At 70.2% G+C, this 17,020-nt stretch carries 16 protein-coding genes; 5 read left to right on the top strand and 11 right to left on the bottom strand.

Annotated features, from left to right (window positions below; genetic code table 11):
- Window positions 1-1,371: an NAD(P)-dependent oxidoreductase gene (locus tag AC3WQM_RS22380; protein WP_492681776.1), complete on the bottom strand. Its 1,371-nt coding sequence runs from the start codon at window positions 1,369-1,371 to the stop codon at window positions 1-3.
- A 252-nt stretch (window positions 1,372-1,623) separates the two neighbouring features.
- On the opposite strand from AC3WQM_RS22380, the gene AC3WQM_RS22375 reads away from it, so the two are divergent.
- Window positions 1,624-3,066 carry an aminotransferase-like domain-containing protein gene (locus AC3WQM_RS22375; RefSeq protein ID WP_492681774.1) on the top strand — a complete coding sequence of 481 codons (1,443 nt, stop codon included), beginning with the start codon at window positions 1,624-1,626 and terminating at the stop codon, window positions 3,064-3,066.
- Window positions 3,063-3,749 carry a TetR family transcriptional regulator C-terminal domain-containing protein gene (locus AC3WQM_RS22370; protein ID WP_492681772.1) on the top strand — a complete coding sequence of 229 codons (687 nt, stop codon included), beginning with the start codon at window positions 3,063-3,065 and terminating at the stop codon, window positions 3,747-3,749. The genes AC3WQM_RS22375 and AC3WQM_RS22370 overlap by 4 nt, the downstream gene beginning before the upstream one ends.
- A gap of 28 nt (window positions 3,750-3,777) precedes the next feature.
- On the opposite strand, the gene AC3WQM_RS22365 is transcribed toward AC3WQM_RS22370, so the two are convergent.
- Window positions 3,778-4,476: a response regulator gene (locus tag AC3WQM_RS22365; RefSeq protein ID WP_492681770.1), complete on the bottom strand. Its 699-nt coding sequence runs from the start codon at window positions 4,474-4,476 to the stop codon at window positions 3,778-3,780.
- The gene (locus tag AC3WQM_RS22360; RefSeq protein WP_492681768.1) at window positions 4,473-6,062 is read right to left on the bottom strand and encodes an ATP-binding protein; all 1,590 of its coding nucleotides are present in this window, start codon (window positions 6,060-6,062) and stop codon (window positions 4,473-4,475) included. Before AC3WQM_RS22360 ends, AC3WQM_RS22365 begins: the two co-directional genes overlap by 4 nt.
- A 166-nt stretch (window positions 6,063-6,228) precedes the next feature.
- On the opposite strand from AC3WQM_RS22360, the gene AC3WQM_RS22355 reads away from it, so the two are divergent.
- Genes AC3WQM_RS22355 through AC3WQM_RS22345 form a run of 3 tightly spaced genes read left to right on the top strand, consistent with a single transcriptional unit; the run spans window position 6,229 to window position 7,573 of the window.
- Window positions 6,229-6,492 (top strand): hypothetical protein, encoded by a 264-nt coding sequence (locus AC3WQM_RS22355; protein WP_492681766.1) that lies wholly within the window; start codon window positions 6,229-6,231, stop codon window positions 6,490-6,492.
- On the top strand, window positions 6,482-7,285 hold the full coding sequence (locus tag AC3WQM_RS22350; protein ID WP_492681764.1) for a dioxygenase family protein: 804 nt from the start codon (window positions 6,482-6,484) through the stop codon (window positions 7,283-7,285). Before AC3WQM_RS22355 ends, AC3WQM_RS22350 begins: the two co-directional genes overlap by 11 nt.
- A 12-nt stretch (window positions 7,286-7,297) precedes the next feature.
- Window positions 7,298-7,573, top strand: a complete 276-nt coding sequence (locus AC3WQM_RS22345) for a hypothetical protein (protein ID WP_492681762.1) — start codon at window positions 7,298-7,300, stop codon at window positions 7,571-7,573.
- On the opposite strand, the gene AC3WQM_RS22340 is transcribed toward AC3WQM_RS22345, so the two are convergent.
- The 8 genes from AC3WQM_RS22340 to AC3WQM_RS22305 all read right to left on the bottom strand — a co-directional run bounded on the left by AC3WQM_RS22340 (window position 7,548) and on the right by AC3WQM_RS22305 (window position 17,018).
- The gene (locus AC3WQM_RS22340; RefSeq protein ID WP_492681760.1) at window positions 7,548-8,231 is read right to left on the bottom strand and encodes a response regulator; all 684 of its coding nucleotides are present in this window, start codon (window positions 8,229-8,231) and stop codon (window positions 7,548-7,550) included. The two genes, AC3WQM_RS22345 and AC3WQM_RS22340, sit on opposite strands and share 26 nt — an antisense overlap.
- A gap of 17 nt (window positions 8,232-8,248) precedes the next feature.
- On the bottom strand, window positions 8,249-10,654 hold the full coding sequence (gene bamA / locus AC3WQM_RS22335) for an outer membrane protein assembly factor BamA (RefSeq protein ID WP_492681758.1): 2,406 nt from the start codon (window positions 10,652-10,654) through the stop codon (window positions 8,249-8,251).
- A gap of 75 nt (window positions 10,655-10,729) precedes the next feature.
- Complete coding sequence (locus AC3WQM_RS22330) at window positions 10,730-11,386, bottom strand: nuclease-related domain-containing protein (protein WP_492681756.1); 657 nt, start codon at window positions 11,384-11,386, stop codon at window positions 10,730-10,732.
- A 349-nt stretch (window positions 11,387-11,735) separates the two neighbouring features.
- A complete protein-coding gene (locus AC3WQM_RS22325) occupies window positions 11,736-13,397 on the bottom strand; it encodes a Na/Pi cotransporter family protein (RefSeq protein WP_489057835.1) in 1,662 nt (553 codons plus the stop codon).
- Between the two features lie 73 nt (window positions 13,398-13,470).
- Window positions 13,471-14,328 (bottom strand): phosphodiesterase, encoded by an 858-nt coding sequence (locus tag AC3WQM_RS22320; RefSeq protein ID WP_492681754.1) that lies wholly within the window; start codon window positions 14,326-14,328, stop codon window positions 13,471-13,473.
- Window positions 14,325-15,398, bottom strand: coding sequence for an ABC transporter ATP-binding protein (locus AC3WQM_RS22315; RefSeq protein ID WP_139703304.1), 1,074 nt, complete (start codon window positions 15,396-15,398; stop codon window positions 14,325-14,327). Before AC3WQM_RS22315 ends, AC3WQM_RS22320 begins: the two co-directional genes overlap by 4 nt.
- Window positions 15,388-16,188, bottom strand: a complete 801-nt coding sequence (locus AC3WQM_RS22310; RefSeq protein ID WP_492681752.1) for an ABC transporter permease — start codon at window positions 16,186-16,188, stop codon at window positions 15,388-15,390. The genes AC3WQM_RS22315 and AC3WQM_RS22310 overlap by 11 nt, the downstream gene beginning before the upstream one ends.
- Window positions 16,188-17,018 (bottom strand): ABC transporter permease, encoded by an 831-nt coding sequence (locus AC3WQM_RS22305; protein ID WP_492681750.1) that lies wholly within the window; start codon window positions 17,016-17,018, stop codon window positions 16,188-16,190. The genes AC3WQM_RS22310 and AC3WQM_RS22305 overlap by 1 nt, the downstream gene beginning before the upstream one ends.
- Window positions 17,019-17,020 lie beyond the last annotated feature (2 nt).

Genomic DNA, 17,020 nt, shown 5'->3' with positions numbered 1-17,020 from the left:
TCAGGCGGCGCGCAGGTGGCGGTCGATGGACAGCGCGGCCTGCTTGCCGTCTTCCACCGCCTCGACCGTGAGGTCGCGCCCGCCGAAGCGCGCGTCGCCGCCGGCCCAGACCTTCGGGAGCGAGCTGCGGCACTCGGCATCGGTGCTGATGCGCCCGCCCTGCAGCTGCACGCCGCTGTCTTCCAGCGCGGTCGCGACAAAGCTCTGGCCGATGGCGCACAGCACCATGTCGGCCTGCAGCGCGAGCGCTTCGCCGGTCTCGACCAGCTTGCCGTCGACGAACGCGGTGCGCGCGAAGTCGATGCCGCGCAGCACGCCGCCCTTGGCGCGCAGGGCCTTGGGCGCGGCCCAGTGGATGATGCGCACGCCGTTCTCCTTGGCCCAGCTCTGTTCGTCGACCGAAGCGCCCATGGCTTCGGCGCCGCGGCGGTAGACGATGCTCACGTCTTCCGCGCCCAGCTTGCGCGATTGCACGGCCGCGTCCACGGCGGTCATGCCGCCGCCGATCACCACCACATGGCGGCCGATGGCCACGTCGGCCGGCGATGCGGCCTGGCGCAGTTCGGCGATGAAGTCCACCGCATCGCGCACGCCGCTCTGCTCGCCCAGGCCCAGCGTGTTCACGCCCGCAAGGCCCAGGCCGAGGAACACCGCGTCGTAGTCGCTGGCGAGTGCATCGAGGTGCAGCTCGCGGCCCAGCGCCTGGTTGTTGCGCACCTCGATGCCGCCCACCGACAGCAGCCACTCGATCTCGCGTTGCGCGAAGTCGTTCACCGTCTTGTAGCTGGCCAGGCCGTATTCGTTCAGGCCGCCCAGCTTGGGGCGCGCATCGAACAGCATCACCTGGTGGCCCAGCACCGCGAGGCGGTGCGCGCAGGCCAGGCCGGCCGGGCCCGCGCCGACGACGGCAATGCGCTTGCCCGTGTCGGCCGCGCGCACGAAGAGCGGGGCGCCAGGTGCCTCGAAGAAGGCATCGGTCGCATGGCGCTGCAGCAGGCCGATCTTGACCGGCTTGCTCTCGTTGCTGTTGCGCACGCAGGCCTGCTCGCACAGCACCTCGGTCGGGCACACGCGGGCGCACATGCCGCCCAGCGGGTTCTCTTCGAGGATGGTGCGCGCCGCGCCGCGCAGGTTGCCGTCGGCGATGCGGCGGATGAAGGTCGGGATGTCGATGCCCGTGGGGCAGGCCGTCTGGCAGGGCGCGTCGAAGCAGTAGTAGCAGCGCTCGGCTTCGATGTTGGCCTGCACCACGTTCAGCGGCGGGTGGGCGTCGCAGAAGTTCTTGGCGTACTGCGCGGGGTCGAGACGGCCGGCGCGCACATCGGAGGCAATGTGCGCGCTGGGCGCGACGGGATTCATCGTGCTGCTCATGGGCTTTCAAGCTCCAGGTCGTGGTGGGGTAACCGTGTGCGACATGAGAGATCGAGCTCTCATGAAGTTTGACCAAGTGGTCGAATGTCGCGATGATTCAGCAAACGAGGGGTGCCGCCCATACACAGTTGGCGCGGCGAACGAGAAAGTGTTTGCCGCCGCCGACCATGCTGTTTGGCGCACTGCCCAGCACAGTTCCCAAGGGCAAACCCTGTCCAGGCGGGCCCCATGTGTGTCGAAGGAGACCCGGTGATGCAGAGTTCAAGCAACGCATCGGTGCTGCGCCAGCCGGCGCAGGCCGGTGCCGGTTGGATGCAGGGCCTGATGGGCGACATGGACGAAGCCGCGCCCGGCCTCGGGCTGGCGCAGCGCCTCGTGGTGGGTGTCGAGCTGCGCGTCATCGACGGGCGCCTGGCGCCCGGCACCAAGATGCCTTCGGTGCGCGCGCTGGCCGGCAAGCTGGGCATCAGCACCTTCACCGTCACCGAGTCGTACAGCGCCTTGCGCGCGCGCTCGGTGCTGGCCTCGCGGCCGGGCAGCGGCTACTACGTGCTGCACCGGCCGGCGCCCGCGCCGGACGCTGAGGCAGCGCCCGCGGCCGAAGCGCATGCGGACCCCGACAGGCCGCCACCGGCCGAATACCGTGGCGACGAACTGGTGCGCGAGGCCATGCGCCGCGTGGCCCGGGCGACCCCCGAATGGGACGACGGCGCCAGGCCCGGGCTCGGACTGGCGCGGCTGCGCGAGCGCATCGCCGCACGCCATCGCACCGAGCTGCCGGCACTCGGTCCGCAGCAGGTGATGACCGCCGCCGGCAGCCTCGGCGCCGCGATGTGCCTGTTGCAGGCCTGGACCGCGCCCGGCGATGCGGTGCTGATCGAGTCGCCCGCGTCGCGCCAGCTGCGCCGGTTGATCCACACGCTGGGCCGGCGCACGCTGGAAGTGCCGCGCCGCGGCGGCTGCCTCGACATTGCCGCACTCGACGAGCAGGCCGCGTTGCTGCCCGTGGAGGGCCGGCGCCGGCTGCTGTTCGTGTCGACGGCCGTGTCCAATCCGCTGGGCGTGTGCATGACGCCGCAAGGCGCGCACCAGGCGCTGCAGGCCGCCGAGCGGCACGACCTGCGCGTCATCGAGCTGGACGCCTGGCGCGGGCTCTCGCCGCTGCAGGCGCCCAGCCTGGCGGCCATGGACGGCCTGCAGCGCGTGGCCCAGGTCGGCAGCGTCTCGGCGACGCTCTCGGCCCGCCTGCGGCTCGCGCATGTGCTGTTGCCGCAGCGCTGGACCGACGACCCCGCGCTGCGCTGCCTGCACACCACGCTCGGGCCGAGCGAGTTCGAAGAACGCGTGGCCTGCGAAGTGCTGGCCGACGCCGGCCACGCGCGCTTCCTGCAGCGGCTCAACACGTCCTTGAAGATCGCCGGCGAGCGCACCCTGTCGCTGTTGACCGGCGCGGGCCTGCAGGCACTGTGCGTGCCCGATGGCGGACCGTTTCTCTGCGCCGGCTGGCCGGCCGGCAGCGAGCCGCGACCGTCGAGCGATGCGGTGTTGCAGGAGGCCCGCAAGCAGGGCCTGCCACTCACCGCCGCTGCCGACTTCTGCACCACGCCGCAACCCTTCGCGTGGTTCCGATTCAACGTGGCGCAGTGCGGCGACGAGCGGCTGGTGCGCTTCCTGGCGCGGATCAGGCACCCATGAGCGTGGCGCCACGTCCCCCCGCGGTGAAGCGCCAGGCGCGCCGCCAGAACCTGGAGAGCGCCATCCTCGCGGTGGCGCAGGAGCGCTTTGCGCTGCACGGCTATGGCGGCGTGTCGGTCGACGACATCGCGGCCGATGCGGGCGTGTCCAAGCAGAGCCTGCTGTATTACTTTCCCTCGAAGAAGGCGCTGTACCGGCGCGTCTTCAACGACGTGCTCGATTCGTGGCTGTCGAACCTGAACAGCCTCGCCGATGCGGACCTCGATCCGCATGCGGCGCTGGAGCGCTACGTCACGCAGAAGCTCAAGTTCTCCTACGACCACCCGTCGGGCTCGCGCCTGTTCGCGCAGGAAATCATCTCGCAGGCGCCGCAGTGTGCCGACGACATCCAGGCCAAGCTGGTGCCCGCCTTTCGCGCCGAGGCGGCCGTGCTGCAACGCTGGATGGCGGGCGGCGACATCGACCCGCTGCCGGTGCCGCACCTGCTCTTCACGCTCTGGGCCATGACCCAGACCTACGCCGACTTCGCCTGGCAGATGCGGATGCTGCTCGGCAAGCAGGCGCTGGAGCCGGAAGATTTCGACCAGGCGCGCGAGACGATCATGCGGATGCTGGAAGGGGCGCTGGGCTTGTCGCGGCCCGCGACGTCGGCGGTGGTGGCAAGCCCGCCGTGGAACGGCTGAGCGCCGCTTCCACCAGCGGCCAGGGCGTTCAATGCGCCGCGTCGGCCGGCGCTTCCCACGCGAAGCCGACGCCATACACCGACCGAATCCAGTCGTGCGCGGGCGTCACCGCGCCGAGCTTGCGGCGCAGGTTCTTCACGTGGCTGTCGATGGCGCGCTCGGTCACGTCCACCGTGTCGTCGTAGGCCAGCTCCAGCAGCCGGGCACGCGAGAAGATGCGGCCCGGGTGCCGCGACAGCACCTGCAGCAGCCCGAACTCGCGGCGCGTGAGGTTCAGCGGCGTGCCGTCGAGCGAGGCGCGCCAGTGCACGTCGTCGAGCACCAGCCCCAGTGCATCGCCAGGCGCGACCTGCGCCGCCACGGCCGGCGCGGTGCGGCGCAGCACCGCGCGCACGCGCGCCACCAGCTCGCGCGGCGAGAAGGGCTTGCACACGTAGTCGTCAGCGCCCAGCTCCAGGCCGAGCAGGCGGTCGACCTCCTCGATGCGCGCGGTGAGCATGATGATCGGGTGCGCCGTGTGCTCGCGCGCGCGGCGCAGCACCTCGATGCCATCGAGGCGCGGCAGCATGATGTCGAGCAGCGTGAGGTCGGGCGGCGCGGCGACGATGCGTTCGAGCGCGCTCTGCCCGTCGGCGAAGTGCTCGGTGTCGTAGCCGGCGTGGCGCAGGTAGTCCTGCACCACGGAGGCGATGTCGAATTCGTCTTCGACGATCACGATGCGTGTCATGCGGAAGCCGCCAGGGGTAGGGTGATCGTCATGCGCAGCCCGCCCAGCGGCGAGGGCGCCGCCTCGATGCTGCCGCCGTGCGCCTCGATGGTCGCGCGGCAGATCGACAGGCCCAGGCCCGAGCCGCCCAGCGCGCGGCTGCGCGAGGTTTCGCCGCGGAACAGGCGGTCGAAGAGGCGCGGAATCTCTGCCTCGGGCACGCCCGGCGCGCTGTCGTCGAACACCAGCGTGAGGCAGTGGCCCGTCCATGCGCCTTCGACGCTCACGCCGATGCGCAACTGGCCGCCGGCATCGGTGTAGGCCAGCGTGTTCTCCAGCAGGTTCATGAAGACCTGGTGCAGCCGGTGCGCGTCGCCGTCGATCACCGGCTGGGCCGAGGCGGCGATGCGGTCGAGGGCGTCGCGGTCGAGCGCGATGCCGCGCTGCGCGAAGCGGTCGCGCGTGTGGTCGAGCGCCTCCTTGAGCAGCGATAGCGGGTACACCGGCGCCTTCAGCAGGTCGCTCTGGGGCTCGCGCATGCTGCTGCGCAGGTCGTCGACCAGCTGGCCGAGGCGGATCACCTGGCGGTGCATGCGCAGCGCGGTGCGTTCGTCGAAGCTGCGCACGCCGTCCTGCAGCGCCTCGATCTCCGCGCGCATGGCCGCCAGCGGCGTGCGCAGCTCGTGCGCCGCATCGGCCAGCCAGGCGCGGCGCGAGGCCTCGGCCGTGTCCAGGCGCTGCGCCATGTCGTTGAAGGTCTTGCCCAGCAGCGCAAGCTCGTCCGAGCCGTGGACCGCCACGCGCGTCGAGAGCCGCCCGCGCGCCACGTCCTGCGCGGCCTGCGTGAGCGCGTCGATCGGCTGGAACCAGCGGCGCGCCAGCAACCACGACAGCACGAGCGCAAAGGCCAGGCCGCACAGCCCGGTGAGCGCGATCACGCCGGACTGCCGCGCGAGAAAGGCGCGGTCGGCCTCGCTCTCCAGGCCCTGCATCGGCGCGAGCGCGAGGTAGCCGACGACGGTGCGCCCGTGGCGGATCGGCCGGCGCGCGGCGTTCTCCGGGTCGATGGTCGCGCCGACCACGAGCGCGCCGTGGGCGTCGAGCACGGCGAGGCGGCGGAAGATCGAGTCGGGCGGGCCGGCCAGGCCGGGAAAGAAGCCCGGGGGCGGCATCAGGAAGCGGCGGGGCAGCAGGTCGAGCTGCGGCGGCGTAGGTGGGGGCGAGGCGGTGGGCGAGATGCCGGAGGAGGACTCTGCCTGCGGCGTGCCGTCACCGGGCGTGCCAGGCATGCGGCGCTCGTACCAGGGCGGCAGCCGCCGGTCGTCGGGCGTGGCGGCGCCGTCGATCACCATCGCCGACTGGCCCAGCTGCAGGCGGTGCCAGGCGTCGTCGTTGTCGCGCAGTTTCTTCCAGTCGCCGTTGGCGGTGTAGTGCTTCAGCAGGAGCTGCGAGAGCCAGTCCATGCGGCGGATCTCGATCTCGGCCACGTAGGCGCCCAGGCCCCGCTGCAGCGCGACGATCGAGAAGCCCACGAAGCTCAGCAGCAGCACGATCAGCAGGGCGGCCAGGGCCAGGAAGATCTTGCGGGAGAGGGTCAGGCGCGGCATGGGCTCGGCGGCGGGGGCATGGCCGCATTCTGCGGCATGCGTTTCGGGGGCGGGGATGGCATGGGCAAGCCGCCGATCTTGGCGCCCGATTGGGGAGGAATCTGGGAGACGCGCTCTCCCGTGCCTCTCCCACATTTCTCCCGATTCGGATCGCACGATGCCCGCCATGACACCGGACACGCACCGCGCCCCTCCCACCTCCGCCTTCCGCGCACTGGCCGTCGTCGCGCTCGCCTGGGTCCCGCCGGGGCATGCCGCGCCGCCGTCCACGCCCCCGGGCGACGCCGACACCGACCTGCTGCTGTTCCTGTTGGCCGCGCTGTTCTGGGTCGTCGCGCATGTGTGGACGCTGCTCGTGGTCTGGGCCGAGGCGCGGGCCTCTGGCGCACAGGCTCCGGCGAAGACGGGGGAGGTGGCCCATGGCCGGTGAAGCGATCGGGCGCCGGGGCCTGCTGGCTGCGATCGGTGCGGCCGGCCTGGGCGCGTCCGCACCCGGGGCCGCCGCAGCAGCGCAGAAGCTCCCGCTGACCGCCCAGACCACCGAGGGCCCGTACTACCTGGACCTCGCGAATTTCCGCACCGACCTGACCGACGGCCGCGAGGGCGTGCCGCTCGATGTGCGCCTGCGCGTGCTCGATGCCGCCGGGCGCCCGCTGCGCGGCCTGCGCACCGACCTGTGGCACTGCGACGCGCAGGGCAACTACTCGGGCTTCGGCGGGCAGGGCGACGACCGCACGCGCGGCTTCGAAGGCCAGGCCTTCCTGCGCGGCAGCCAGCGCACCGACCGCGACGGCCAGGCCGTGTTCGCCACGCTCTACCCGGGCTGGTACGCGGGGCGCACCACGCACATCCACGTCAAGGTGCACCACCGCGAGCGCGCCGTGCTCACGACGCAGTTCTTCTTGCCCGATGCGCTCAGCGAGTTCCTCTACACGCAGGTCTCCAGCTACCAGCGCGCGCGGTTGCGCGACACGCTCAACAGCGCCGACGGCATCGCGCTGCGGGCCGGCGACACGGTGCTGGGCGCGGTGCGCGAGGAGGGCCGGCGCTACGTCGCGCTGCTCACGCTGGTGGTCGACCCCACCGCGCGCCCGGTGACCGAGCGCCCGCCGCCGCCCGGCAGGGGCCCCATGCCGATGGGCGGCTTGCGGCCGATGCGCCCGCGCGCGCTCGATGGCATCGCCCGCATCCGCGCGCTGGTGCCGCCGCGCACGGAAGGCTGAGCGGTGTTGCGCATGCCGCTCCCGTCCGTTGCGCCAGCCGATGGGCGCGCCACGTTGCGCGCGCTGGCCCACACCTGTGCGGGCGGCCTGGCCTTGTGCAGCCTGGCGCTGGGCATCAGCGTCGCGGCACGCGGCGCCTGCGTGGAGGCGCGACAGGCGGCAGTGCGCAATGCCAGCCTGTCGACGCTGGCGCCGATCATGCAAAAGCGCAGCGAAGGCCGCACATCGCGCGGCCACGGCCCGTGCAAGGCCAGGCCGGCCCTCAGCCCGGCCGCTGCGCGAAGCTGAACCCCACGCCGTAGACCGAACGGATCCAGCCGTGCGAGGGCGACACGGCCGCGAGCTTGCGCCGCAGGTTCTTGATGTGCCCGTCGACCGCGCGCTCGTTCACGTCCAGCGCCTCGGGAAACGCCGCTTCGAGCAGCCTGGCGCGCGTGAACACGCGCCCCGGTTCGCGCGACAGCGCGCGCAGCAACAGCAGCTCGCGGCGCGTGAGCGCCAGGGCCCGGCCCTCCAGCCATGCATGGCCCATCGCGCTGTCGAAGGCCACGGCCGGCGAGGCCATGCCCACGCTCAGGTCGGGCGGCGCGCGCCGGCGCAGCACCGTGTGCACGCGCGCCACCACCTCGCGCGGCGAGAAGGGCTTGCAGACATAGTCGTCGGCGCCCAGGTCGAAGCCGCGCAGCCGGTCGGCCTCGTGCGCGCGCGCCGTCAGCACGATGATCGGGTGGTCGCTGCGCGCGCGCACCTGCGCGATCACCTGCAGCCCGTCGATGCGCGGCAGCACCACGTCGAGCAGCGTGAGCGCCGGCGGCGCATGCAGGATGCGGTCGAGCGCGGCGGCGCCGTCGCCGAGCTGCTCCACCTCGTGGCCCGCGCGCTGCAGCGGGCCCAGCAGCAGCGACGCGATGTCGCGCCCGTCTTCCACCAGCAGGATGCGGCTCATGGCGCGTGCGGTCCGGTTCAGAAGGACGTGCCGATCTGGAACTGGAAGCGCTGCGTGCGGTCGGCCGCGATGCCGTTGGCCGTGTCCTCCTTCTGGTAGACGATCGGCACCGCATACGCCAGGCGCAGCGGGCCCAGCGGCGAGATCCAGCTGATGCCCAGGCCGGCCGAGGCGCGCAGGCGGTTCTGCGCCTTCCACTGTGCGTCGGTCATGCTGGCCGTGCGTTCGGCGAACACGTTGCCCGCATCGAAGAAGGTGTACAGGCGCAGCGACTTGTCGTTGCCCGCGCCGGGGAAGGGCGTGGTCAGCTCCATGTTGAAGATCGCCTTGCGCGTGCCGCCCAGCGAACCGCCGGTGACCGCGTCGGTCGGGCCCAGCGAGTTCTGCTCGAAGCCGCGGATCGAGCCCAGACCGCCCGCATAGAAGTTCTTGAAGATCGGAAAGCTGCTGCCGCCCAGCGCCTTCGCATAGCCGAGCTGGCCGTTGAAGGCCAGCGTGTACTGCTTGGACAGCGGCACGTACTGCTGGTACTGGTAGTTGGTCTTCAGGTAGCGCAGTTCGCTGCCCACGCCCAGCTCGAGGTTGGCGCTTTGCAGGCGCCCGCGCGTGGGCACCAGCGCGCTGTCGCGGTCGTCGCGCGACCAGCCCACGGTGGCCGGGATGCCCACCACGTTCCTGCCCGCGCACACCACGCTCGGCGCGGTGCCGGTGCACTGGAAGTAGTCGAGGTAGGCCTGCGGCGTGGCCGTGTAGACATACGAGCCGTTGACCAGCGTGTACGAGCCGTTGGTGCCCGGCGTGAACGAGTAACGCTCCACGCCGATGCCCAGGTACACCGTGTCCAGCTCGTTCACCGGCAGCCCGAAGCGCACCGAGCCGCCGTCGCTCGCGAGCTTGTAGTTGCCGTCGGCCTCGTAGTAGGGCCGCGTGGTGGTGTGGAACAGGTTGAAGGTGCGCGAGATGCCGTCCTTCGTGAAGTACGGGTCGGTGGCCGTGAGCGACACCGAGCGGTTGTACGAGCTGGTGTTGACCTGCAGCCCCAGGTAGTTGCCCGAGCCGAACACGTTCTCCTGCGTGATGCCGAAGCTCAGCGAGATCTTGTCGGTCGACGAGTAGCCCGCGCCCAGCTGCAGCGAGCCCGTGGGCTTCTCGGCCACGGTGACGTTCAGGTCGACCTGGTCGTTGCTGCCCGGCACTTCGGCGGTCTCGACGTTCACCTCGGTGAAGAAGCCCAGCCGGTCGACGCGGTCGCGCGAGAGCCTGATCTTCGTGCCGTCGTACCAGGCGCCTTCGTACTGGCGGAACTCGCGCCGGATCACCTCGTCGCGCGTGCGCGCATTGCCGCCGATGTTCAGCCGCCGCACATAGGCGCGCCGCCCGGGTTCGGCGTTCAGCACCATCACGACGCGGCGCCGGGCGCGGTCGATCTCGGGCTCGCTTTTCACGCGCGCGAAGGCGTAGCCGAAGGTGCCGAAGTGGTCGGCAAAGGCCTTGGTGGTGGCCGCCACGTCCTCGCCGTTGTAGGGCGCGCCGGGGCGCACGGTGACGAGCGACTTGAACTCGTCCTCACGCCCCAGGTAGTTGCCCGCCAGCTTCACGCCCGCCACCGCGAACTTCTCGCCCTCGCTGATGTTCACCGTGAGCTCCAGCGTCTGCCGGTCGGGCGAGATCGCGACCTGCGTCGACTCGATGCGGAACTCGAGGTACCCGCGCGTCAGGTAGAACGCGCGCAGCGTTTCCAGGTCGGCGTCGAACTTGGCGCGCGCGTACTGGTTCGACTTCGTGTACCACGCCAGCCAGCCACCGCTGTCCTGGTCGAACAGGTCGAGCAGCGTGCGTTCATCGAAAGCCTGCTGGCCCACCACGCGCACCCGCGTGATGCGCGCCGGCTCGCCCTCGGTCACGCTGAACGTGAGGTTGACGCGGTTGCGCTCCAGCGGCGTGACCGTGGTGACCACCTGCGCGTTGTAGAGGCTGCGGCCGATGTACTGGCGCTTGAGCTCTTGCTCGGCGCGGTCCGCCAGCGCCTTGTCATAAGGTCGGCCTTCGGCCAGCCCGATGTCGCGCAGCGCCTTCTGCAGCGCCGCCTTGTCGAACTCTTTGGTGCCCGCGAAGTCGACATCGGCCACGGTGGGGCGCTCTTCGACGATGACCACGAGCACATGGCCGTTGACGTCGATGCGCACGTCCTTGAAGAGCCCCAGGTCGAACAGTGCGCGGATCGCCGCGCTGCCGCGGTCGTCGCTGTACGTGTCGCCGGCCTTCAGGCCGAGGGTCGCGAACACCGTGCCCGCTTCGACGCGCTGCAGGCCTTCGAGGCGGATGTCCTGCACGGTGAACGGGTCGGCGGCCTGCGCCGGACAGATCGCCATCGCGAGGCACAGCGCGGCAAGGGCCGCGAGGGACTTGGGAGGATTCGTCATCACCGCATGGTCTTCACCAATGTCGGAGGAATGTGGGACGCCCTCCCGCGCGCAGGGCCGGTTGGTGAGCAGTCGTTACTGCAACCCCATCGCGTTCACCGCCGGCCACGTCACCGCAGCCCGTTCGATGCGTTCGCGGCAGTTCTGCGCATGCGTCTCCAGCGACAGGTCGCCCTGGATCTCCAGCAGCCGCTGCACCGTGCGATCGACCGCCTGCGCGTCGAGCAGCGGGTACGTGCGCGCCGTGCGCCCGTTGTTGCGCACCAGGCGCGCGATGTACGGCAGGTCCTGCTGCGTGATCACCGCAGCCGGCATCACGCCCTCCAGCTCCACGCCTTCGCACGGCAGCAGCACGAAGTACTGCAGCCGCAGGTCGTCCGGCAGCAGGCTGCGCAACTGCGTCGTCTTGCGCCCGCCCTGCCAGGCCGGGTCTTTCACTTCACGCGCCCGCGTGCAGCCATGCAGCCGCAGGAACCAGCGCGGCGGCGCCTCGTCGGACTTCTTGCGGTAGACGAATGCATTGCGCCAGGCCTTGATCTCGAACAGGTACACCCCCGTCTCGCACACGATCACCGCATCGATGCGCGCCGTGGGCACCGCGCAACCGGAGGGCATCGGAATGATGAGGTTGCGAAGAATGCGCAGATGCGAAAACGCCGGACTGAACGCGGTGGCGAGCTGCTGCACCCCGAGCGACGCGGCGACCGCGCTTTGCTGCAGAACAATGGTCATGTCGAACTCCTTCGAAGCCCCGAGCATTGCTGGGCTTTTAGGAGACTTCTGGTAAACGAGGCAGAGCCCGTCTGCCTTCACAGGCCGAGCGAAGCGATGGCCCGCCCGGTATCCAAAGCCCTTCTGTATGCGCCGAGGAGCGCAGCGTTTCGCGGATCAGGGCTCGCCCTTGTTTGAGCGAAGCGAGTTTGGGCGAGACCCCGCGAAACGTGAGCACCGCAGGTTGCCCGTAGCGAAGCGGAGGGACGCAGACAGCAGGGTCGCCTTTTCTTTGCTTACTTTCTTTTGGCGAAGCAAAAGAAAGTGAGTCGCCCGCCGGGGCGAGACCCGGCCTCGGGAAACAAAACGATCAGCCCTCGATCTTCCCGAGTCGAGATTCTCGAAGCCGGCTAGGCGCCAACGCCCCCGCAGACTCAAGAATCGGATAAGCAATAGAACAGATATGCGAATTGATCCGCTTCAAATCACTGATCAGATCAATGTGCAGAGAACTCGTCTCGATGCTCAAAGTAGTCCGATCCGACAACCGATCCAGATGGGTAGTGGCGTAGGCCCGCTCCAGATCCCGAAACCGCGCCTTCTCCTCCAGAAGCTTCTGCGCGTCGCGAACATTGCCATTCAAGAACACACTCATGCTCAACCGCAGATTCGCAATCAACCGCTCATGCAGCTCCACAATCTCCGCCATCCCCGCAGCTGAAAAGTTGCGCTGCGGCTTGATCTTCTTGTCCTCGATATCGATGATCACCCGCTCGATGATGTCCCCGATCTGCTCCATGTTGATCGTGAAGCTGATGATGTCCGTCCAGCGCCGGCTTTCCTCTTCGCCCAGCGCCTCGCGCGAGATGCGCGTCATGTAGTACTTGATCGCCGAGTACAGCTCGTCCACCGTGTCGTCGAGTTGCCGCAGCTCCTGCGCCAGCCGCAGGTCGTTGTTGCGGATCACGTCGAGCGTGCCGATCAGCATCGTCTCCACGATGTCCGCCTGGTGCAGCGCCTCGCGCGCCGCGTTAGAAATAGCGAGAGAAGGCGTCGACAGCGCCGAAGGGTCGAGGTGATGCGGCCGGCTCGTGCCCACGGGCTGCGGCGGCACGGGCAGCATGCGCGTCACCAGCTTGGCGACCCACTGCGTGAGGCCGATGAAGCCGACGCTGATCACGATGTTGAAGGCCAGATGGAACAGCACCACGCCGTGCGTCTGGTTCGGCAGCTGGGGCTGCACGTAGCGCACCCACAGCCCCACGAACGGCGTGACCAGCGCCACGCCCAGCGCCTTGAACAGCAGGTTGCCCACCGTCACCTGCCGCACCGACACCGCCGAGCGCGCCGTGGTCAGCACCGCCAGCAGGCCGCTGCCCAGGTTGGCGCCGAGCACCAGGCCCAGCGCCACGTCGAGCGGCACCACGTTCGAGCTTGCCATGGCCGCCACCAGCAGCACCACCGCCAGGCTCGAGTACGCCACGATGGCAAGCGCGGCACCGAGGGTGATCTCCAGCAGCACATCGCTGGTGATGGACGCCAGCAGCGCCCGCACGGCCGGCGACGAGAACAGCGGCTCGGTGGCCGCCACCACCAGCTGCAGCGCCAGCAGCATCAGCCCCAGCCCGATCAGCACCCGCCCCACGCGCCCCGCCACGGTGGCCGAGCGCGTGATGAACAGCACCACGCCCACGAAGATGAACATCGGCGAGAGCCACGAGAGGTCGGCCGAGAACAGCACCGAGATCAGCGCCGTGCCCACGTCGGCGCCCCGCATCACCGCCAGCGCGGCCGGCAGCGTGACCAGGCCCTGCCCCACGAAGGAGGAGGTCATGAGCGAGGTGGCCGTGCTCGACTGCACGAGCGCCGTGACGCCGATGCCCGAGAGCGCGGCCGTGAAGCGGTTGCGCATGCTCTGCACGAGGATCTTGCGCAGGTTGGCGCCGAAGACGCGCAGCACGCCGGTGCGCACGAGGTGCGTGCCCCACACCAGCAGGGCGACGGCCGCAAGCAGATTCAGAAGGTGCTTCATGGAAGGCGGGGTCTGACCTTTCTCTTGTTTTCGTTTTGATTCGTTTCAGCCCCATTTTCCACAAGTAGACGCTTCAGTCGATCAGGGCTCCGTTGTCGTGGAAAGGATAAGGGCCTTCGAAGCTGCCAGAGGCCGCCAGGTGGGTGACGAGCCGGCGCCCGGCCGCGGACCAGGCGTGCACGCGGAAGGCGGGCGGCTCCAGCGTCCAGGCCGAGGCAGCGTCGGGCGCCAGGTCGAGGCAGACCTGGTGCGCCTGCGCTGGCGAGGTCGAGGCGATGGTGCCGCCGAAGCGCACGTCGATGGCGCGGTGCAGGTGGCCGCAGATCACGCGCTCGACGTTCGTGTAGCGGCGCAGCAGGGCCTCGAGCGCGTCGGCGCCTTCGAGCAGGCCGATCTCGTCCATGTGGCCGATCAGCGTCTCGAAGGGCGGGTGGTGCATGGCGACCACCACGGGCTCGTGGCGGCAGGCGTCGAGCTGGGTTTCGAGCCAGGCCAGGCGCCGCTCGCACAGCGTGCCGTGGCTGGCGCCGGGCACGCAGGTGTCGAGCGTGAGCAGCCGCAGGTCGCCCACACGCACCGAATACTGCACGAAGCCGTGCGTGTCGGCGCCCGTGCCCAGGTAGGCGTGCCCCGGGAAGCTGCGGCGCAGCTGGTCGCGGTCGTCGTGGTTGCCGGGCAGCAGGTAGACGGGCATCGTCAGCGGCGCGAGCAGGGCGGCCAGGTGTTCGTACTCGGCGGCGCGGCCGAAGTCGGTCAGGTCGCCGGTGATCACGACCGCGTCGGGCGGCTGGCGCAGCGCGAGCACCGACTGCACGGCGCGCGCGAGGTACGGCGCGGTGTCGATGCGGCCGTAGGCCAGCCGGCCGGGCTCGCGGATGTGCAGGTCGGTCAGCTGGACCAGGAAGGTGTTGGGGGTCGTGGTCGTGGTCATGCGCGGGTTTCCTGCGAGGTCATCAGGCGGTCGGCCGGGATGCGCAGGCCCACCGCGTCGCCCGGTCCGAAGGGGTTGTCGCGCCCCACGTCAGCCACCAGCACGGGCTGGTCCTGCAGGCGCAGGTGCAGCTGCACGCGGTCGCCGAGGAAGGTGCGGCGTTCGACCGTGGCGCGGCCCCAGCCGGGCGCCTCGCCGGGCGGGGGCGCGCCGACCTCGATGTCTTCGGGCCGCACCAGCAGCGTCGCATGCTGCTGCCAGGGCGCGGGGCAGGGCAGCGACGATCCTCCGAGTCGGACAACGCCCTGCGCGATGGCGTCGGGCGCGCGCTCCAGCCGGTTGACCCGGCCCAGGAACTCGGCCACGAAGGGGTGCGCGGGCGCGCGGTACAGGTCTTCGCCGCGCCCGACCTGCACGATGCGCCCGGCGCGCATCACGGCGAGCCGGTCGGCGATGGCCAGCGCCTCCTGCTGGTCGTGCGTGACGTGGATGGCCGTGATGTGCAGGCGGCGCAGCAGCTCGGCGAGTTCGTCGCGCAGCGATTCCTTGAGCTTGGCGTCGAGCGCGGCCAGCGGCTCGTCGAGCAGCAGCACGCGCGGGCGCACGGCCACGGCGCGCGCCAGGGCCACGCGCTGGCGCTGGCCGCCCGAGAGTTCGGCGGGGCGCTTGTTCTCCAGGCCGCCCAGGCGCACGAGATCGACCAGTTCGCCGACGGCGCGTTTTTCTTCCTCGGGTGACACGCCGCGGATGCGCAGGCCGTAGCCGATGTTGGCCGCCACCGTCATCTGCGGAAAGAGCGCGTAGCTCTGGAACACCATGCCCACGCCGCGGTGTTCGACCGGGCGCTGCGTGACGTCCTGGTCGCCGAAGACGATGCGGCTGCCGTCGTCGGGCGCTTCGAGCCCGGCGATGAGGCGCAGCAGCGTGGTCTTGCCGCAGCCCGAGGGGCCGAGCAGCGCGAGCACTTCACCGGCCTCGACCTTGAGGTTGGTGGGCTGCAGGCCGCGCGTGCCGTCGGCGTACGTCTTCGCGCAGTTCGAGATGTCGACGGGGATGCGTTCAAGTTCCATGGCGTTTCTGCATCAGGTTGGCAAGGTACTGCAGGCCCCACAGCACCGGAAGAATGACGGCGAAAAAGACCAGCGTGTAGGCCGATCCGATCTCGATGCGCATCGAGGCGTAGCTGTCGGCCAGGCCCACGGGCAGCGTGCGCGTGAGCGGCGTGTGCAGCATCCAGGTGAGATTGAACTCGCCCACCGACAGCGTGAACACCATCAGGCTGCCGGCCACGATGGCGGGGAACACGGCGGGCACGAGGATGCCCATGAAGCGCTGGCGGAAGTTCGCGCCCAGCGAGCGCGCGGCTTCCTCAAGCGCGAGCAGGTCGTCGCGCTGGAAGGCCGAGCTCACGGTGCGCACCATGAAGGGCAGCGTGAAGACGATGTGGCCCACGAGGATGAAGGCGAAGCTCTGGCGGAAGGCCGTGAGCTGGCCGTAGGCGAGGATGAGCGCGAGCGCCGTCGCCAGGCCCGGCACCGCGACCGGCAGGGTCAGCAGTTCTTCGAAGATGCGCGCCGCGCGCGAGCGGCTGCGCGCCAGCGCGTAGGCGCAAGGCACGCCGAGCAGCACGGTGCACACGACGCAGGCCACGGCCAGCGCGAGCGACCAGCCGACGGTGCCGCCGTAGTTCTCCCACACCTCGCCCAGCCAGCGCAGCGTGAGGCCGCTCTTGAGCCCGGCGCTGTAGTTGTTGACGAGGCCGGCCATCACCGACAGCAGCATCGGCGCGATCATGAAGAGGCTCACGATCACCGTGACGGCGAGCAGGAAAGGGGCGCGGGGTTGCGAAGGCGTCTTCATCATCGGGCGACCGGGTTGGCGCCGAAGCGGCGCGCCACGAAGAGCACCAGCCAGGTCACGACGCCCAGCGAGATCGACAGCGACGCGGCGAGCGCGAAGTTGGCGTAGTTGGTGAACTCGTTGTAGATGGTGATGGGGATCACCTCGAACTTGCTGGCCAGCGTGAAGGCCGTGCCGAAGGCGCCCATCGAGGTGGCGAACAGGATGGCGCCGCAGGCCAGCGTGGTGGGTGCCAGCTCGGGCATCCACACGTCGCGCGCCACGCGCAGCTTCGAGGCGCCGAGCGAACGCGCGGCTTCTTCGAGCTGCGTGTTCATCGACTCGGCCGCCGCGGCGTAGGTGGCGATGGCGCGCGGCAGCGAGAAGTACAGGTAGGCCAGGAACAGCCCGAGCAGGCCGTAGGCGAAGGTGATGCGCTCGCCAAACAGGCTGTCGCTCAGGTCGGCCACCACGCCCTGGCGCCCGCCGAGCAGGATCACGAAGAAGCCGATGATCACGCCCGGGAACGACAGCGGCAGCGTGAGCAGCGACAGCAGCATGCGCTTGCCCGGGAAGGCATGGCGCGCGAGGTAGATGCCCACCGCCGCACCCAGCACCAGCGTGGCCAGCGTCACCGCCACCGACAGCGCGACGGTGTTGGCCATGCTGTGCAGGTAGCGCGCATCGGTCAGCACCGCGAAGTAGGTGGCGGCGCCCTTGTCGGCCGGCAGCGCGAGCAGGCGCACCACCGGCAGCAGCCAGAAGGCCGCGAAGAAGACGGCCGCCGGCGCGACGCAGGCCAGCAATCGCCAGCGCGGGTTCCAGGCGTTGGAGGATGTGGTGCGTGTCATCG

This window comes from Variovorax sp. FW301-JW7, from assembly GCF_058788795.1.
Note: the sequence above shows the minus strand (reverse complement) of the source record. Positions and strands in the feature narration are given on the sequence as shown.

Excerpts from the sequence above, each read along its gene's own strand:
- AC3WQM_RS22355 (WP_492681766.1), top strand. The coding sequence starts at position 6,229 with ATGACACCGGACACGCACCGCGCCCCTCCCACCTCCGCCTTCCGCGCA.
- AC3WQM_RS22310 (WP_492681752.1), bottom strand. The coding sequence starts at position 16,188 with ATGAAGACGCCTTCGCAACCCCGCGCCCCTTTCCTGCTCGCCGTCACG.
- bamA (WP_492681758.1), bottom strand. The coding sequence starts at position 10,654 with ATGACGAATCCTCCCAAGTCCCTCGCGGCCCTTGCCGCGCTGTGCCTC.
- AC3WQM_RS22365 (WP_492681770.1), bottom strand. The coding sequence starts at position 4,476 with ATGACACGCATCGTGATCGTCGAAGACGAATTCGACATCGCCTCCGTG.
- AC3WQM_RS22325 (WP_489057835.1), bottom strand. The coding sequence starts at position 13,397 with ATGAAGCACCTTCTGAATCTGCTTGCGGCCGTCGCCCTGCTGGTGTGG.
- AC3WQM_RS22380 (WP_492681776.1), bottom strand. The coding sequence starts at position 1,371 with ATGAGCAGCACGATGAATCCCGTCGCGCCCAGCGCGCACATTGCCTCC.
- AC3WQM_RS22320 (WP_492681754.1), bottom strand. The coding sequence starts at position 14,328 with ATGACCACGACCACGACCCCCAACACCTTCCTGGTCCAGCTGACCGAC.
- AC3WQM_RS22340 (WP_492681760.1), bottom strand. The coding sequence starts at position 8,231 with ATGAGCCGCATCCTGCTGGTGGAAGACGGGCGCGACATCGCGTCGCTG.
- AC3WQM_RS22375 (WP_492681774.1), top strand. The coding sequence starts at position 1,624 with ATGCAGAGTTCAAGCAACGCATCGGTGCTGCGCCAGCCGGCGCAGGCC.
- AC3WQM_RS22305 (WP_492681750.1), bottom strand. The coding sequence starts at position 17,018 with ATGACACGCACCACATCCTCCAACGCCTGGAACCCGCGCTGGCGATTG.
- AC3WQM_RS22360 (WP_492681768.1), bottom strand. The coding sequence starts at position 6,062 with ATGCCGCGCCTGACCCTCTCCCGCAAGATCTTCCTGGCCCTGGCCGCC.
- AC3WQM_RS22370 (WP_492681772.1), top strand. The coding sequence starts at position 3,063 with ATGAGCGTGGCGCCACGTCCCCCCGCGGTGAAGCGCCAGGCGCGCCGC.
- AC3WQM_RS22350 (WP_492681764.1), top strand. The coding sequence starts at position 6,482 with ATGGCCGGTGAAGCGATCGGGCGCCGGGGCCTGCTGGCTGCGATCGGT.
- AC3WQM_RS22330 (WP_492681756.1), bottom strand. The coding sequence starts at position 11,386 with ATGACCATTGTTCTGCAGCAAAGCGCGGTCGCCGCGTCGCTCGGGGTG.
- AC3WQM_RS22315 (WP_139703304.1), bottom strand. The coding sequence starts at position 15,398 with ATGGAACTTGAACGCATCCCCGTCGACATCTCGAACTGCGCGAAGACG.
- AC3WQM_RS22345 (WP_492681762.1), top strand. The coding sequence starts at position 7,298 with ATGCCGCTCCCGTCCGTTGCGCCAGCCGATGGGCGCGCCACGTTGCGC.